Here is a 16,191-nt window from a genome sequence, read left to right as displayed (position 1 = left end):
CATAGCGAGACAAAGTGAGTTTAGATCTTACACGAGTGAAAGAGGCTGCCCAATGACTTCGCACCTACCAACAAAAAAAGTCAGTATTTCATAAAAAAAAGACCTCTTTGGAGGAGGTCTTTTCAAGGGATGAAACTTAGAATTTATAAGTCAGATCTAAATAGTGGCCAAAACCTGAGGTCTCACCTGCAATACCGCCGGACTTAAAGAGTGCCATATTCTGGTAGTACTTTAAACCATAACCCACAGCGTACTGCTTTGAATGCCAGTAAAAACCATTGAACCATTCCAGGGACCAAGACGTACGATCTACATCGTCAGCGATTTTATCAGCTCCGAATTTATAATCCAAATAACCCTGCCAAGTGATGAAGGATTGATTTTGGAATTCAACAAAAGGCTTAAACCAGTTTGTGGAAAGGATATATCCATTCCAAGAACCTTCATCGTTTGCACCATAATTTTCGCGCACATGACGAGCCATTAGGTTTGCACCCAATTTGCCAAGCCATGGAACTTGAATATCAGAGCCAAGACCGATGTATTCTTCGAACAACGCGCGATCACCAACATTGAACAAAGTTGCGATATAAAGCTCTTGTACAGGACCCAATGAAAGATCCGAACGAGTCATATAATCCAATGAAAAACGCGGAGAGAATTTAAAGAAGAAGTTATCGTCTTGAGCATTCGGATTCGAAGTGTCTCCGTGGCGATCGCTGTTGGGTGAATTGAAAATATCAAAGATATCCAAATAACCATACAGATCTATAATCCCTGAGCGACCCCCAAATTCCATTTCAAAATAGGTGTCCTGTTGATTCTGAAATGGAATCTTGTTGTCGATGGACTGCATAAGGTTGAATTGGAACCATCTGAAATCACCCTTATGAATGTCTCCATCAGTGACTTTCGCGGCAAATGCGGACGTCATAGGGGATAGCAAAATGATTGCGACAATCGCGATCAGAAGTCTTTGAATCATTATTCCTCACTTGTTTTATTGCGAGCTCAGTAAAGTTCTTGAGGTCACCGAGGTCAAGAGCTCCGCAGTGCTTCCGCATTAATGTTTGTGAGTAGAAATATACGCCGTAGAGAAAAAGAAAAAGGCTCTCCGAAGAGAGCCTTTATGCGGTGAGATATTAAATAGGATCTGGAACCTAAACGTTGAAACGGAAGAATAAGACGTCGCCATCTTTAACTACGTACTCTTTACCTTCAACACGGTATTTACCAGCGTCTTTGACGGCTTGTTCGGATTTGTAAGTGAACAAATCTTCGCAGTGGTACGTTTCAGCACGAATGAAACCTTTTTCAAAGTCCGTGTGGATCACGCCAGCTGCCTGTGGAGCTTTTGTGTTTGCACGGATCGTCCAAGCACGAACTTCTTTTTCACCGGCAGTGAAGTAAGTTTGTAGACCCAAAAGCGTGTAAGCTTCACGGATCAAACGGTTCAAACCCGGCTCTTCAGCACCCAATGCTGCCAAGAAGTCTGCACGATCTTCAGGTGGCAACAATGCGATCTCTGCTTCCATCGCAGAACAGATCATGATCGTTTTATTATTCTCTTCAGCTGCGCGAGCAATAACCGCTTTTGTCCAGTCATTGCCACCCGCTGCGAAATCAGAGTCTGAAACGTTCATTGCGTAAAGAACTGGCTTAGCAGTTAGCAAATGCATTTCGCGCAACAACGGTGCTTCCATGTCATCTAAAGTTACAGAGCGTGCAGGCAAACCTTTGCCCAAGGCTTCTTGAACTTTCTTAGCGACCTCAACTTCCATTTTCAATTTCTTGTCGGTGGAATTCTTGGCTTGTTTTTCGATACGTTGAAGACGTTTTTCAACTGAATCCAAATCGGCCAACAACAACTCCGTGTTGATGATTTCGATGTCACGGATGGGGTCTACAGAACCCGCAACGTGTACGATATTTGGATCATCAAAACAACGAACCACATGAACGATAGCATCTGTTTGGCGGATGTGTGAAAGGAACTGGTTTCCTAGACCTTCACCTTGAGAAGCGCCTTTGACGATACCTGCGATGTCCACGAATTCCATAGTAGTTGGAATGACTTTTTGTGGCTTGATGAAGGACGTGATTTTATCCATGCGAGGATCTGGAACTGTTACCACACCCACGTTCGGATCGATTGTACAGAAAGGGTAGTTGGCAGCCTCAGCCTTAGCTGAAGTCAACGCATTGAAAAGCGTACTTTTACCAACATTCGGAAGACCGACGATACCGACTTGTAATGCCATAGTAACTCCTAAGAAAAGAACTCATTGCAAAATCTCATTCGCTTCGTTGCTTCGTCGTCGCTGTACGAGTCGTACAGCTTCCTCCTCGCGCCTTGAGATTGAGGTTTTGCAATGAGTTCTAATATAACACGGGGAAATGTAGCTTACCCGTTGAATTTTGTCGAAGCTTTTTGAATACCATCTAGAATGATGCTCTCAATAGCGTCGATACCTTTGTTTAGGAAATCCGGCATTTTGTCGAACTCCTCTTTCGTAAATTTACCCAAGACATAGTCAGCTACGGGATAATTTGGGTTTTCTGGCCGGCCAACGCCCAATTTAAGACGGGCATAATCCTGAGAGCCCAATAATTGCGAGATACTTTTGATTCCGTTGTGGCCACCGTGACCGCGATTTTTATGAATCTTCATTTGATTAAATGGTTGGTCGATATCGTCATGAATCACGATCAGGTGCTCTTGAGGGATTTTATAGTAGCCCATCAAAGGCTGCACTGACTCTCCAGACAGATTCATGTATGTTTGCGGTTTACAGAAATAAAGCGTGTGACCTTGCCAAGTTGCTTGCGCCACTTCGGCTTTGAATTGGTTCTTAATGGATGGATTGCCCAACCCCTGCATGAAGTAGTCGACAGCCATGAAACCAATATTGTGACGAGTAAGCTTGTACTCTCCACCAGGATTTCCTAAGCCGACGATAAGCCATGAAGACATAAATAACCTCGATCAAATTCAAAAAAAAAGGCAGCTCGATAAGAGCCGCCTTTTTGGAACTGCAACAGTTGTCTGAACTCCGACGTCGTCGGAGTAATGTAAACTATTTTTTCGCAGCTGGTTTTGCAGCAGCTGGAGCAGCTTTCGCGCCTGCAGCAGGAGCAGCAGCGGCAGCTGGAGCAGCAGCAACTGGAGCTGCAACAACTTCTTCTTCTTGAGCAGAAACAACTGCGATAGTTGTGTCGCCAGAAGAGATCAATTTAGCAGAGCCAGTGATTTTCACGTCAGATGCGTGAAGAGCGTCGCCTACTGCCAAGTTAGAGATGTCAGCAGTGAAGAATTCTGGGATCTCAGTTGGAAGAACTTCGATCTCGATTTGACGGTTAACTACGTTCAACATACCGCCTTCAGACAAACCAACTGGTTTACCTTCAAGACGTACTTCAACGTTAACGCGAACTGCTTTTTTAAGATCAAGAGCGTAGAAATCAACGTGTTGTGGACGACGAGAAACTGGGTGAACGTCAACTTTTTTAACAAGTACAACGATACCGTTAGCAGATTTTTCGCCAGATTTAAGATTGAAAAGAGCATTTTCGTAAGCACGAGTGTTGTACTTAACAACGTCTTTTTCAGAAACTGTTACGTTTACTGGAGAGATAGCACCGTAGATAACTGCAGGAACTTGGCGGTTAACGCGCAATTCGCGGCTGTTACCTTTACCAGTTTGACGAGCTTCAACGTTTAGTTCGATTCTGTTTTTCATTTTGTCTTCCTTCTAGTCCGATAGAGGATTGGTTGTTTCAAATTCGGCTATTGCCGAACTAATTAATTAATCAAAAAGGCTGCTGACGGAATCGTTTCCGTGGATACGTTTGATTGCTTCAGCCAAAACTGGAGCGACAGACACCACTTCGATTTTTCCGCAAGTTTTCGCCGCTTCCGATAATGGAATCGTGTCGGTCACCCAAACTTTTTCGATTGGGCTGTCCTTCAAGCGGGCGATGGCAGGGCCTGATAAAACAGGGTGCGTTGCAACAGCGAACACACGTTTTGCCCCATTCTTATAGAGACTGTCAACTGCTTGTGTAAGGGTTCCAGCCGTATCGATCATATCGTCCACGATCACAGCGGTTTTCCCAGTGACATCCCCGATCAGATGAAGCGCTTTGGCCTCGTTCGGACCGGAACGGCGTTTATCGATAATCGCCATGGAGGATTCAATGCGTTTGGCGAAGGCGCGGGTTCTTTCCACCCCTCCGGCGTCGGGACTCACTGCAACAAAGTCAGGGCCGATTCCATGGGATTCGCGCCAAGCTCTTGCCAGGGTTGGAATTGCAAACAAGTGATCCACCGGAATGTTAAAGAAGCCTTGGATTTGGGCTGCATGCAAATCGACGCAAACCACACGAGTGGCGCCCGCTGAAACAATCAAATCTGCCATCAATTTCGCGGAGATAGGGGCGCGCGGGGCGACCTTTCTGTCTTGGCGAGCATACCCGAAATACGGGATTACAGCGGTGATGGAAGCTGCCGAAGCCCGGCGAAGAGCATCTAGCATCACGAAAAGCTCCATATAGCTTTGGTTCACGGGCGGGCATGTGCTTTGGATAACAAAGACATTCTGACCACGAACACTTTCATGAATTTCAACTTGGATCTCGCCATCGGCGAACGTGCTGACCTCGGAAAAACCGAGTTCGATACCGGCAGCCGCAGCTACCTTCTTTGCCAGCTCAGGATTGGAATTAGCGGTAAATACTTTTAGGCCCTTCATAGTACTCAAGTCTCCAGAGTCTTCTGTTTGGTGCGTTTGAAGGAAGCTAGCAAACCCCTCTGGCAGAGTAAAGTTTGGAAAGTTTTTTATCTTGAAAAGCGCAACAAATAAGCAGTTTTAGGACGTTTTGGCCGCACCGAATAACGGTTTTACGAATCAGGGGCCTCCTCACATTTGCGGGGAAGCTCTAGCCTTTTCTCTGAAGGCGAAGGTCTACATTTTTGCGTGAACACAAAAGTTTCTCGGAGATTTGTTAAGGACCGGTAAAAATAAGTCGTAGAGAACACAAGAAACCTTGAATGCCTTAAAGGAAACTTGAATGAAAAGTTTTTTGATCACTAGTTTTGTCTGCTTCACGATGACGAGTTTCTTGGTTTCGTGTTCATCGGGTGGCAGTGGAGATGCGGGGAATGTAGCTGCTTTACCGGAAGACACGTCTCAGTCGCCGGCACCCACGCCGAGTCCAACAGCTACCGCAAGCCCCTCTCCCACGGCAAGCCCGGCTCCGACTGCGGAGCCATCTCCTGCGCCCACTGTTTCTCCTGCGCCGACTGTCTCTCCCTCTCCGACAGCGGAGCCATCACCAGCTCCGACAGTAACGCCATCACCGGAGCCGACGGTAACGGCAACTCCGACTGTAAGCCCGTCGCCCACAGTAACTCCGTCGCCTACAGCTATGCCTTCACCGGAGCCGACGGTGAGTCCTAGTCCTTCTCCAACTGTTACGCCCTTACCAGAGCCCACGGTTACACCTTCTCCAACGGTGACGCCTTCGCCGTCACCGACACCGAGTCCTTCGCCATCTCCGACACCGGTGGTGGGATGCCCGGCAAATTTTGAGTTGGTGGGTGCAAATGCTTCCCTAGGAACATCGGCATTCTGTATCGCTAAGTTTGAGATGAAACAAAGTTCTGGCTCGGCAGTTTCGACGGCTTCCGGTAAGCCTTGGCTTGCGAACAAATCAACGGCGGCGGCGGCTTGTACAGCTTTGGGTATTACGTATCGTTTGCCAACAAACGCTGAATGGAATGCGGCAGCACTTGAAATTTACAATCGTGGCGAGAACTGGTCGGGCGGTGAAAAACTTGCGGGCCACTTGTATACGGGATACTACTCGGGCTGGAGTGAGCCGATTGCGATTTCAAACACTGCGAATCCTTATGATGGCATGAAAGGTAAGGGCGAAGAGCGTCGTACTTTTGTGCTCGCAAGTGGTGCGGTGATTTGGGACTTTGGCGGAAATGCTTGGGAGTGGGTGAGTGATACTATTTACGGAAATTCCTATTCTCCAGATTTGTCTTCGCCTTATGGTCGCAATTATCACAACAACACTTGGGATGTGAAGCCCGGATCAAAGGCGATGCTTGATTTCACAGGCATGGCAGACGTCCCTAAGCGCGATGTTTACATGGGGAACTTATTCGGCGGAAGCTCTGGTAAGGTTATTCGTGGAGGCGCTAACTGCGTGAACTCGAAAGGGACAGTCGGAATATTCACGGCCAATATCGGTGATATAACAGCTAATGAACTGCAGTCTCCGGCATCGTGGGGAATTAGTATTATGAATGTAGGCTTTCGCTGTGTAGCGACGCCCGGTCAATATTAGATTTAAATTTTGCGCGTATTGGAAAGCACGTTTTAGCTTGGACGTATCGAAAAAAAATATCGCAACGTTTCATTTAAGCCGATCGAGCAGATCGGCTTTTTTCATTCTCAAAGACAGTATTAGATATTGCCCGTTTGCTTTAATTTTTCTAGGAATTGTTTCACTGCTTGCGAGCGGTGAGAGTGCTGAGCTTTAAAACCATTGCCAAGCTCTGCCAATGTTTGCGTTTGTCCTTCTGGGATGAACACAGGGTCATAACCAAAACCATGAAGACCTGCGGGTTTGCTAGCGATCGTACCTTTCAGTTCACCTGTGAAAACCCATTCTTCGCCAGTTGGAGTGTAAACTACAGTTGTGCAAACGAACTTCGCGTTCTTGTTTGCCATCGGCTTTAGCGTCATCATTTTCAGAAGTTTTGCCACATTTTCGCTGTCAGAAGCTTTAGGGCCTGCATAACGAGCAGAATGAATACCGGGAAGATTGTTGAGGCCTTCCACTTCAAGACCAGCGTCCTCTCCCAAAACCCAGACATTGTTTTTTACGGCCCGCAAAGTTTTAGATTTGATGCGGGCGTTGTCTAGAAATGTTTTGCCATCTTCTGGGCGAGGAGTGAAGGATGCGATTTCCCCTTGATGGTGAAGTTGCAAATCAACCACTTCATTTAAAAGAATACGGAATTCAGTCAATTTACCTTTATTGCCAGTTGCAATCCAAAGTTCCATTTTTAAAGCTCCTTAAAATTAAACGCCCGCCAAACGGTATGTTTCGCCGATGATCGCAGCCTGGTGAATGAACAACTCGCGGCAACCTTTTTCAGCGACATCCATCATCTTGTTCAATTGCTGACGGTTGAAGGGCATGTGTTCTGCTGTGCCTTGAACTTCGATGAACGTGCCTTTGTCAGTCATAACAAAGTTCATGTCAGTTCCGATGGCGCTGTCTTCGTCATAGTTCAAATCCAATAGGATATTGTCATTGTGAAGTCCTACGCTGATCGCAGAAACGTAATTGATCAAGGGATTAGCTTTGATTTCAGAAACGGCAGCAAGCTTTTTAAGAGCAAGGGCCAATGCCACGTAACCACCTGTTACAGAAGCAGTGCGTGTCCCACCATCTGCATTTAAAACATCGCAGTCGATCGTGATTTGTTTTTCGCCCAAAAGTTTCAAGTCAACAGCAGCACGAAGAGAGCGACCAATCAAGCGAGAGATTTCTTGGGTCCGACCGCTGTTTGCTGCTTTGTCGCGTTTAATACGTGTGTGAGTAGAACGCGGAAGCATACCGTATTCTGCAGTCACCCAGCCCGCACCGGTGCCTGACAACCATTGGGGAGCTTTCGGTTCGTAGGAAGCTGTGCACAGAACTTTCGTTTTACCGAATTCCACCAAAGCAGAACCTTCAGCGTACTCAGCCACGTTTGGAGTAATTTTGATATTTCTTAATTGATCAAACAGACGGCCATCGCTGCGCATGGAAAAGCTCCTAAATTGAGGGGATAAAAGAGCCCCTAATTTAAGTTCTTAGCTGACGAATTGTCCATCTTTTCTTTGTATGAGACGAGGGCGTTATAGATTTTTTGAGCTAAATCTTTTTGATAATCCTTCTGTTGCAGGCGTTTGGCCTCGCGGGGATTGGAAATGAAGCCAATCTCAATTAATACAGCCGGCATCGACGTCTTCGAAATAACATAAAACGGAGCTTGTTTGATGGTTGCCTGCATGGCGTTTTCGTCGTTTTCCCAAATTGTCGTTAACGCCTTTGTTAAGCGTAATGAGGAAAACATGCGATTCTGGCGACGCATATCTTCAACAATCGCAGCGATGTCTCCCTTTTTTGAAAGCTCGTCGCCTCCAGAAATCGTGTGAATATCGCGGGCATTTAAGATGGCTTGGTTTTCTTGATTCGCCAGATACAAACTGTCTTCATCAACAGGCATATTGTTTTGAAAGAAAAATTCGACACCTTTTGCGCGTTGATCAAGGGCTGCGTTGGCGTGAAGGCTTACGTAAAGATCGGCGTTAGCTTCTTCAGCCATTTTGACTCGCTCGGGGAGGGTGATGGCGCGGTCTTTTTCGCGAGTCATGGTGATCGTAAATTCAGGATGTTCTTTTAAAAGAGTTTGCAGTCTTTGCGCGACGGTAAGGACAAGGTCAGCCTCTCTAATAGAATTGTAAACCGCTCCTTTATCGACACCCCCGTGACCGGGATCAAGTACGATATGGAACGAAGCCAAGGCAGGCGTTACCCAAACCCCTGCGATTAGGGCACATAATATTTGTTTCATTCTGAGAAAGACCATTGCTTTAAGTAGAAATTCTGCCGCTGATTCTGTCGAGTCCAGTCAGAATGAGATTTTTTTGATCCATCATTTGGCCTAGGAGTATAGGCCGACAAAGGGCGCTCTTCGTCCAAAACCTCGACACTGGTAGTGAATCAAGAGCTGTTTAATTAGATCTGAACATAACATTCGGCTGGCACTGCGATTGCTCTAGTACTAAAGCAACCCCCCCTTGCGACCAGGACCCTCCCCCCCCATCCTGGTCGCTTTTTTTTTTCCTAAAATGCATATATCCTAATGCCTGTTGTAAAACAGCTTAAGGAGACATACATGCATTCTAAATCACTGGGTATTCTTCTTGTTGCAGCTTTGATGACGTCAACAGCGACAAGAGCACTGGCACAAGCCGACAGTAAACAAATTGAAGCCGAAGAGGCAATAGCGGATTCTGAAGGCGCTAAGGCAGAGGCTGCCGAAGCGAAACGTCGTGCCGAAGAAGAACGCAAAGCCCGTGATAAGGCTCGTTCAGAAGCACAAACAGCCATCAGCAAAGCACGTGCTGCTGAAGCTGACGCTAAAAGAGATCAAGCAAATGCAGAGCGCGATATCGCTAAATTGAAAGCGGAAGTTGCAGGTCTTGATCGCGATCAAAAGAAAGCAGAAAAAGAGCAAGCGGAAGCTACAGCTCGCAGTAAAGCTGCTTTAGAAAAAACTGAAAAACAAAAGAAAGTTCGCGAAGAAGCGGCAGCTCACAAAGCAGCTGAAGAGAAAAAAGCTTCTGAAATGAACTCTCAGGCTAAAGAACTTGAGAAACAAGCTGAAGCTGCAACAGAAGCTGGTATGAAAGCCACGAAAGAAGCTGATGCTGCTAAACTTGAATCGGCTAAAGCAAATCAAAACTTGGCTAAAACTAAGTTGTTGGTGGAAAAAGCAGTGGCAGAATCAAAAGCTCGCGATGCGAAATCTAAAGGTGATATCGCTCGTGCTCAAGCAGAACAGTCTAAAGCTGAAGCGGAAATCGTTCGTTTGAAAGCTCAACAAGAGCAAGCTAAAGCCATGGTTGAAAAAACTGAAATTGAGCTGAAGCAAGCAAACGAAGAAGCGAAAAAAATCGTTTCTCAATCAGAAGACGAGCGTAAAAAGCTTGAGTCTGTGAAAAAAGACGAAGAAAAAATCAAGCAAACGGCAGCGAAAGCTAAGCAAGAGCTCGAAAAAAATCGTATCAAGTACCGCGAAGAAGAAGCTAAAGCTTCTCAAGAGTTGGCACGCGCAAGAAAATCAATTGAAGACAACGAAGCAGCAGCAAAACAAGCTGAAGCTGAATTGGCTAAATACAAAGCTTCTGCTGAAAAAGCAAAAGCGGATCTTGAGTCTGTGACTTCTCGTATGGAGGAAGCCAAGAGCAAAGCAGAAGACGCAAAAATAAGAGCTGAAACTGCGAAAGCTCAATCTGAAGCTGCAGAGGCTCAGTTGGAAGCGGCAAAAATCAGAGCTAGCACAGAGGGCATTGATTTGAACGCTCCAGCGACTTCAACGGCTCCGGCAAAAAAATCTTCTAAGAAGAAAAAGTAATTAAGTTTAAAGCTTAAAATAAAAAACCCCGGTGATGAACCGGGGTTTTTTATTTTAAGCGGCAATCAGGAGCTAGTTCGTCTGATTGGTCATTTTGCAGCAGTTAGATTTTTTATGTCTTCACAAAAGGGCAACGTGAATGACTGATTTCCGTATTTAAAGTTCACGGGCTGACCCGTCGTCAGGTGGGCCGGGCTAAATTGCAAGGTCGATTGGGTCTTCTTTGGGACTAGTTCGGCTCTGGGGCGTCCGCTTCCATCTAGGTGAATCTCCAAGCCCCACTCTAAGAAATCAAGGTTGTAGGTAACCAACCCTGTTTGCAGGGCTCCTTGTTTCAGTCGCATTTTTTCTTTTTTAAAGTTGATGCATGAGGGTTTAAATCCAACGTCACTAACGCGTGTCTGGATGCCATCAAATGCTTTGTTTTTCTGATCCACATCCCACAGGATAACGAACTTGCTTTGGGTATGGAGCTTATTCAGCTCCGTATTTACGTCACTATTAAAAGATTTCATTAAAGGGTCTGTGAATCGGCTGATTAAAGTCGAAGCGGCGGTTCTGATGTTTTCAGAAACAATCGATTTGTTGCAATCCGGGTGGGGAGCGTTTGCGACCGCCAATCCTGGAATATTTAAACAAGCAAAGTTAGAACCAAAGCTTACGTGATAAAACGGTGCTTTTTTTAAGTTCACATCGGATGCGGTTCCCGAAGAATTTAAAAGGCCTTTAACTTCCATCGATGAAGACATCAACGGTGAACCGGAGTTCCCTTTGATGCTTTCACAAGGAACCATCGCAAGAATCGGGCTTTTAACTCCGACAAAAAATGGATTTGCTAACGAGTTTTGGATTGCAGGGCAGCTGACTTTGCGTAAGATGCCCGTTCCCTTATCTGTGGGATCAATTTTAAATATAGTCAGTATTTCCCCATCAGAGATGCCGCTAGTATTAATGGGGGCATACATGCGCGGGGCTTTTTTAGAAAGTTTTAAGAAGGCCCAATCAGGTGTTAATGGAGTGTCTTTTAACTGCGGAGAAACCCATTTCACTTGTTCACAGTCTTCAAACTGCTCTTCACGGCTGCGAGACGCCGGAAAAGTCACGGTGATGCGACCTTTGCATGAAACATCATTTCCTTGTCTTAGATCTTCAGGAATACAGTGGAGGTTAGTGGCTACGATATCTTCGGCCACTAAAACTCCGGTACAAACAGACTTACCATCGTAATTCAGACCGACTACAGACTCGGGGCATGCGTCTAAGCTTTCACACTTGACTTTATAGACGGATTTTGCCGAAGCAATTCCATGTATCAAAATGAGAATGGAAAAAATCGCAATCTTAATCACAGTCAGCTTATCGGTTTTTCCAGCTTCTTTCCTAAGCTGGTGGCAGAGTTTAAAGAGCGCAAATGCGGCGCTCGCGCTGACGAAAAGGGACTTGAAGTCGATATCGTTTTAGCAGGTTCAAAAACTCTATGTTCAGTCATTTCCATCTCGCAGTTTCAGTGAATCATCTTGATCCACTCGGAAAGCTCAAAATACTGCGCATGGCGATTGCAACATAATCCTTTCGGCAGACGTATTCCTTTTCATTCACGTCCATTCAAAGGAGAGAGACCATGGCCACACCCATCCCATATGTTATTGAAAGCACCGCAAGCGGCGAACGTTCGTACGATGTTTATTCGCGCCTTTTAAAGGATCGTATTCTAATTTTAGGCACCGCAGTCACCGACGAGGTCGCAAACGCCCTGATTGCTCAGATGTTATTTTTAGAATCAGACAATCCCGACAAAGATATTCATCTCTATATTAATTCCCCGGGTGGTTCGGTCTCAGCGGGACTCGCGATTTACGATGTCATGAATTACATCAAGTGCGATGTTGCAACTTACTGTATCGGTGTTGCTGCCAGTATGGGATCATTTCTGCTGACGGCCGGAACACGGGGTAAACGCTTCTCGATGCCCAATAGTAAAATCTTAATCCATCAACCTCACCTAGGCGAGGGGAGCTTAAGCGGGCAAGTGAGCGACATCGAAATTCACGCCCGTGAACTTGTCAGATCAAAAAAGAAATTGATCGATATCTATGCCGAACACACGGGTCAAAGTGCCAAACATTTAACGAAGCTGATGGAGCGTGATCATTATATGAGTGCTGTCGAAGCCAAGGAACTGGGCCTGATCGACGCAGTCATAGAATCCAGAAAGAAAAAGATCTTAAAAAATGCTGGATAAAAAAAGAAAAGGCGCCCGAAGGCGCCTTTTTGCTTAATAAGTAGGGACAGGTTGCTGATGCTGCTGTTGTTGTTGTTGTTGTTGAGGTTCAGGATCGCCGCCGCCACGGTAGTAAACTGTTTGTGTTGGGTAGGCGAATTCGACTTTGAGCTCCGCAGCGATTTTTAGGATCTCAATAAAGATCGCTTGTTGTTTTTCCATTTCTTCGGGGCCGGTTTGAACTTGCAAATGGAATTGTACCAGAATGTTTAATTGAGAATCGGCATAACCGTTAAAGTTCACAGTCACCGTATCAGTGACAACAGCAGGCTCTTGTCTGATCGCGTAGCGAACTCGGTCGCAGAATTCTTTGATTGTGTCAGGCGGAGTTTCGTAAGCTATACCCACGATCTGACGAATACGGCGGAAGGGACGCACTCCCATGTTGTCGATAGTTTCCTTGGCCATCATCGCATTCGGGATTGTGATTACAGAATTATAGAAAGTTCTAACGCGAGTTGATCTGAAGCCGATTTCTTCAACCGTTCCTTCCATGTCTTTAACTTTAATCCAGTCTCCCAATTGGAAAGGGTTGTCGATCAAGATCGTGACTGAACCAAAAAGGTTCGCAGCTGTGTCTTGGGCCGCTAAGGCAAGTGCCAACCCCCCAAGTCCCAGACCCGCCATTAAAGACATGACGTTTAACCCAAAGCTTTGCAGGATCAACAAGAAACCCAGGATCACGACTAAGGCTTTCAGGGTTTTTGTGGCAAACGGAACCAGATTGTCGTCCATTTTGCTTTCAGTTTTTGCGGCCACATCTGCAAACACAAAACCCAAAGCATCCACCGAGTAGTATACTAGGCGGATCACATGGAAGCCCATCAGACCTTTGAGAATGTATTCATAGTAAGTTTCAAACTTACCCGAAACTTCAATGGCATCATCAATCGCAAACCACATCAGGATGATGAAAATCCAAGCGAGAGGGCGTTCGATTTCGAATCTAAAGAAGTACGCTGAAAAACTTTTTGCATACTTTTTAGCGATGGGATTATGAATTTTTAGCTGTTTAAAGATCCACTGGATGACGGGACGTAGAGCAAAACCGGCAACTAAACCTGCGATTAACACCATCCATTTCCAATTCGGCATCACCAAGTAGGTGTGCTTAAGGAAAGCAGTGAACTCTGCAGAAAACCACTGTGTGCCTTCAAAAAGAAACTTTTCCATCAATACTCCTTAACTAGTTCATCTGAAGGTCATGACCCGTATAGATCAAGACCAGAATAATGATGCCCAAGATAATACGATAATAACCAAAACCACGGAATCCGTAGCGGCTGACGACTCCGATAAAAAATTTAATAGCGATCATTGCGACGACAAATGCAACAACCAAACCCACCAACAAGAAATTGATCTGTTGAGGTTCAATTGTTTTATAGATTTTTATAAGTTTATAAAGAGTTGCCGCTGCCATTGTGGGAACAGCCAGGAAAAATGAAAACTCGGCAGCTTCCTTTTTGTTCATCCCTAGGGTCAGACCGCCCATGATCGTGGCCCCCGAGCGAGATACGCCTGGAATCATCGCGATGGACTGAAACAAGCCAAGTTTTACGGAATCTTTGTAGGTCAGATCATCAGTTTTGCGACCCACGGAGGTCAAATGAGCAAAGATCTTGTCGGACCACACGAGCACCACTCCACCCAAAATCAGGGACCATGCGACAACTTGTACGCTACCCAAAAGGTGCTCAACCACATCCTTGGCCAAAAAACCAATGATGGCAGTCGGCAGAAAGGCTACAAAAAGTTTCTTATAGAAGCTCCAACTCGACAGGAATCTTTTCCAGTACAAGACTAATACTGACAAAATCGCGCCGAACTGAATGATGACTTCAAAGGCTTTCGTAAAAGCAGATTCTTCGATACCCATCATCGAGCTTGCAATGATCATGTGACCTGTTGAAGAGATTGGTAGGAACTCCGTGATTCCTTCGACGATGCCTAAAATAATTGTATGCCAGTAGCTCAAGAGTGCCTCGATTTTTCATTGTTGACCATCAGCCCGCAATATTCTTGTAAGCTTCAGAGGTGCGATCAACTTTCGATCATGCGTGTCATCAAAATAAGCTGTAGTTTAAGAAATGTCTGTTCTTCGTATTCAAAATCGAAATATGATTTTCGGTAACCACGGAGGGAAAAATGAAACGTGTATTATTAATGGGTGCCATGTTGGTTGGTTCTCAAGCGTTCGCTGGCGAATACTTGGTGAAGTACAACAACTCCAACGCTCTGAACCTAATGAACTCTATGTCTCTGGTAAAAGCTTCTGCTTTGAACGTGATGGATCACAATCAAAATGCAAGCTTAGTAAAAGTAGACATCATGAAACAAAAAGAAGCTGAGGTTTTGGCGACATTGTTGTCCCAACCAGGCGTCGAGTATGTTGTTCCGAATGCTAGAATGAAAGCATTCACTCACTCTGTTGACGCTGCGGCATTGCGCGAACAATGGGCGATGGGTAAAGTTAACGCTGAAAAAGCATGGCAACGTGCTGGCAACAAAGGTAACAAAGGCGTTATCGTTGCTGTTATCGACACGGGTGTTGACTACACTCACGAAGCTTTGTCTCCAAATATGGTTCAAGGCTACAACTTCAAAGATAAAAACAGTGACCCAATGGACAAAACGTCTTACCAAAACCCAGGCCACGGAACTCACTGTGCGGGTGTGATCGGTGCGACTGGTTTGGTTGATGGTGGTATCGTTGGTATCGCTCCAAACATCTCTATCATGCCACTTCGCTTTTTGGGCGAAAACGGTTCTGGTGATTTGAATGACGCGATCAAAGCGATCGACTATGCTGTTGAAAAAGGCGCTCAAGTTATCTCTGCTTCTTGGGGTGCTACAATTCCAAGAAATCAAGCGATGCCACTTGTTGAAGCTGTTAAACGTGCGGACGATAAAGGCGTTATCTTCGTAGCAGCTGCTGCGAACGACGGTAAAAACAACGATAACACAGAAGTATACCCAGCCAACAACGGGTTCCCGAACTCAATCACGGTTGCAGCTTCTGGTCCTAATGACTCTAAACCATCTTGGTCAAACTACGGGACAGCGACTGTTCACGTAGCTTCTCCAGGTGAAGATATCATGTCCACTTTGCCGAAAAATAAGTATGGCAACTTGTCTGGTACTTCAATGGCGACTCCGCTTGTTTCAGGTATCGTAGCGTTGCTGAAATCTCAGGACCCTTCTTTGACGGGTGCTCAGGTTCGCGCGATCTTGCAAACGACGGGTGCTAAAGTTTCAATCCAAACTGCATGTAACTGCCGTGTTGATGCTTTCAACGCCGTTGATGCTGTATTGGCTAAGAAAATGGTTGTTGTTCCAGCGGCGGCGACTTTGGCTGCTAATGAAACAGTGAACTTGTCTGTATTGAATGGTAAAGCGCCATTCAAATTCACAAGCTCAAACGCAAGCGTTGCATCTGTAAACGACAGCGGTGTTATCACTGCAGCGTCTAACGGTACAACAGCGATCACTGTGACTGATGCTGATGGTAAAACAGCTTCTACATTGGATATCAATGTGGGTAAAAAAGCTTCTCAAAACCCAGGTAATCCTGATCCAGGCAACCCGGGTAACCCTGGTGATGGTTCTTGCCCAATTGGCGATCAGTCAATGTGCGATATCATCTGCCAAATCAAACCAGATCTTCCATTCTGCCAAAAATAGTTCGCAGGGAAACATAAGA

General features: G+C 45.6%; 16 protein-coding genes. 5 read left to right on the top strand and 11 right to left on the bottom strand.

Annotated elements, in window-relative coordinates; genetic code table 11:
* Positions 1-136: 136 nt before the first annotated feature.
* The 5 genes from B9G69_RS02720 to B9G69_RS02700 form a co-directional block, all read right to left on the bottom strand.
* On the bottom strand, positions 137-985 hold the full coding sequence (locus B9G69_RS02720) for an outer membrane protein OmpK (RefSeq protein ID WP_088614028.1): 849 nt from the start codon (positions 983-985) through the stop codon (positions 137-139).
* Positions 986-1,160: 175 nt separating this feature from the next.
* The gene (ychF, locus tag B9G69_RS02715) at positions 1,161-2,261 is read right to left on the bottom strand and encodes a redox-regulated ATPase YchF (protein WP_088614029.1); all 1,101 of its coding nucleotides are present in this window, start codon (positions 2,259-2,261) and stop codon (positions 1,161-1,163) included.
* Between the two features lie 143 nt (positions 2,262-2,404).
* Positions 2,405-2,974, bottom strand: a complete 570-nt coding sequence (gene pth, locus B9G69_RS02710) for an aminoacyl-tRNA hydrolase (RefSeq protein WP_088614030.1) — start codon at positions 2,972-2,974, stop codon at positions 2,405-2,407.
* Positions 2,975-3,077: 103 nt separating this feature from the next.
* Positions 3,078-3,740, bottom strand: coding sequence for a 50S ribosomal protein L25 (locus B9G69_RS02705; protein WP_088614031.1), 663 nt, complete (start codon positions 3,738-3,740; stop codon positions 3,078-3,080).
* Between the two features lie 66 nt (positions 3,741-3,806).
* Positions 3,807-4,751, bottom strand: a complete 945-nt coding sequence (locus B9G69_RS02700; protein WP_088614032.1) for a ribose-phosphate diphosphokinase — start codon at positions 4,749-4,751, stop codon at positions 3,807-3,809.
* 319 nt (positions 4,752-5,070) lie between these two features.
* Here B9G69_RS02700 and B9G69_RS02695 point away from each other — a divergent pair, with 319 nt between their 5' ends.
* Positions 5,071-6,357, top strand: a complete 1,287-nt coding sequence (locus tag B9G69_RS02695) for an SUMF1/EgtB/PvdO family nonheme iron enzyme (protein ID WP_141096849.1) — start codon at positions 5,071-5,073, stop codon at positions 6,355-6,357.
* Positions 6,358-6,476: 119 nt separating this feature from the next.
* Here the strand turns inward: B9G69_RS02695 and rdgB are convergent, their stop codons facing one another.
* Genes rdgB through B9G69_RS02680 form a run of 3 tightly spaced genes read right to left on the bottom strand, consistent with a single transcriptional unit; the run spans position 6,477 to position 8,641 of the window.
* On the bottom strand, positions 6,477-7,079 hold the full coding sequence (gene rdgB / locus B9G69_RS02690) for an RdgB/HAM1 family non-canonical purine NTP pyrophosphatase (protein ID WP_088614035.1): 603 nt from the start codon (positions 7,077-7,079) through the stop codon (positions 6,477-6,479).
* Between the two features lie 18 nt (positions 7,080-7,097).
* A complete protein-coding gene (gene rph / locus B9G69_RS02685; RefSeq protein WP_088614036.1) occupies positions 7,098-7,829 on the bottom strand; it encodes a ribonuclease PH in 732 nt (243 codons plus the stop codon).
* 35 nt (positions 7,830-7,864) lie between these two features.
* A complete protein-coding gene (locus B9G69_RS02680; protein WP_254916712.1) occupies positions 7,865-8,641 on the bottom strand; it encodes an N-acetylmuramoyl-L-alanine amidase family protein in 777 nt (258 codons plus the stop codon).
* Between the two features lie 324 nt (positions 8,642-8,965).
* Here B9G69_RS02680 and B9G69_RS02675 point away from each other — a divergent pair, with 324 nt between their 5' ends.
* Positions 8,966-10,207 (top strand): hypothetical protein, encoded by a 1,242-nt coding sequence (locus tag B9G69_RS02675; protein ID WP_176400877.1) that lies wholly within the window; start codon positions 8,966-8,968, stop codon positions 10,205-10,207.
* An 89-nt stretch (positions 10,208-10,296) separates the two neighbouring features.
* On the opposite strand, the gene B9G69_RS02670 is transcribed toward B9G69_RS02675, so the two are convergent.
* Complete coding sequence (locus B9G69_RS02670; RefSeq protein WP_217897636.1) at positions 10,297-11,523, bottom strand: trypsin-like serine peptidase; 1,227 nt, start codon at positions 11,521-11,523, stop codon at positions 10,297-10,299.
* On the opposite strand from B9G69_RS02670, the gene B9G69_RS02665 reads away from it, so the two are divergent.
* Positions 11,515-11,718: a hypothetical protein gene (locus B9G69_RS02665; protein WP_176400874.1), complete on the top strand. Its 204-nt coding sequence runs from the start codon at positions 11,515-11,517 to the stop codon at positions 11,716-11,718. The two genes, B9G69_RS02670 and B9G69_RS02665, sit on opposite strands and share 9 nt — an antisense overlap.
* A 110-nt stretch (positions 11,719-11,828) precedes the next feature.
* A complete protein-coding gene (locus tag B9G69_RS02660; protein ID WP_088614039.1) occupies positions 11,829-12,449 on the top strand; it encodes an ATP-dependent Clp protease proteolytic subunit in 621 nt (206 codons plus the stop codon).
* 33 nt (positions 12,450-12,482) lie between these two features.
* Here B9G69_RS02660 and B9G69_RS02655 read toward each other — a convergent pair whose 3' ends face one another.
* Positions 12,483-13,661 (bottom strand): mechanosensitive ion channel family protein, encoded by a 1,179-nt coding sequence (locus tag B9G69_RS02655; RefSeq protein WP_265437938.1) that lies wholly within the window; start codon positions 13,659-13,661, stop codon positions 12,483-12,485.
* A 13-nt stretch (positions 13,662-13,674) separates the two neighbouring features.
* Positions 13,675-14,466, bottom strand: a complete 792-nt coding sequence (locus tag B9G69_RS02650; protein ID WP_088614041.1) for an undecaprenyl-diphosphate phosphatase — start codon at positions 14,464-14,466, stop codon at positions 13,675-13,677.
* Positions 14,467-14,636: 170 nt separating this feature from the next.
* Between B9G69_RS02650 and B9G69_RS02645 the strand changes: the two genes are divergently transcribed.
* On the top strand, positions 14,637-16,172 hold the full coding sequence (locus B9G69_RS02645) for a S8 family serine peptidase (protein ID WP_088614042.1): 1,536 nt from the start codon (positions 14,637-14,639) through the stop codon (positions 16,170-16,172).
* Positions 16,173-16,191 lie beyond the last annotated feature (19 nt).

The sequence above is a fragment of the Bdellovibrio sp. SKB1291214 genome, assembly GCF_002209355.2.
Classification (GTDB): Bacteria; Bdellovibrionota; Bdellovibrionia; order Bdellovibrionales; family Bdellovibrionaceae; genus Bdellovibrio.
This window is presented reverse-complemented; position numbering and strand designations above follow the sequence as displayed.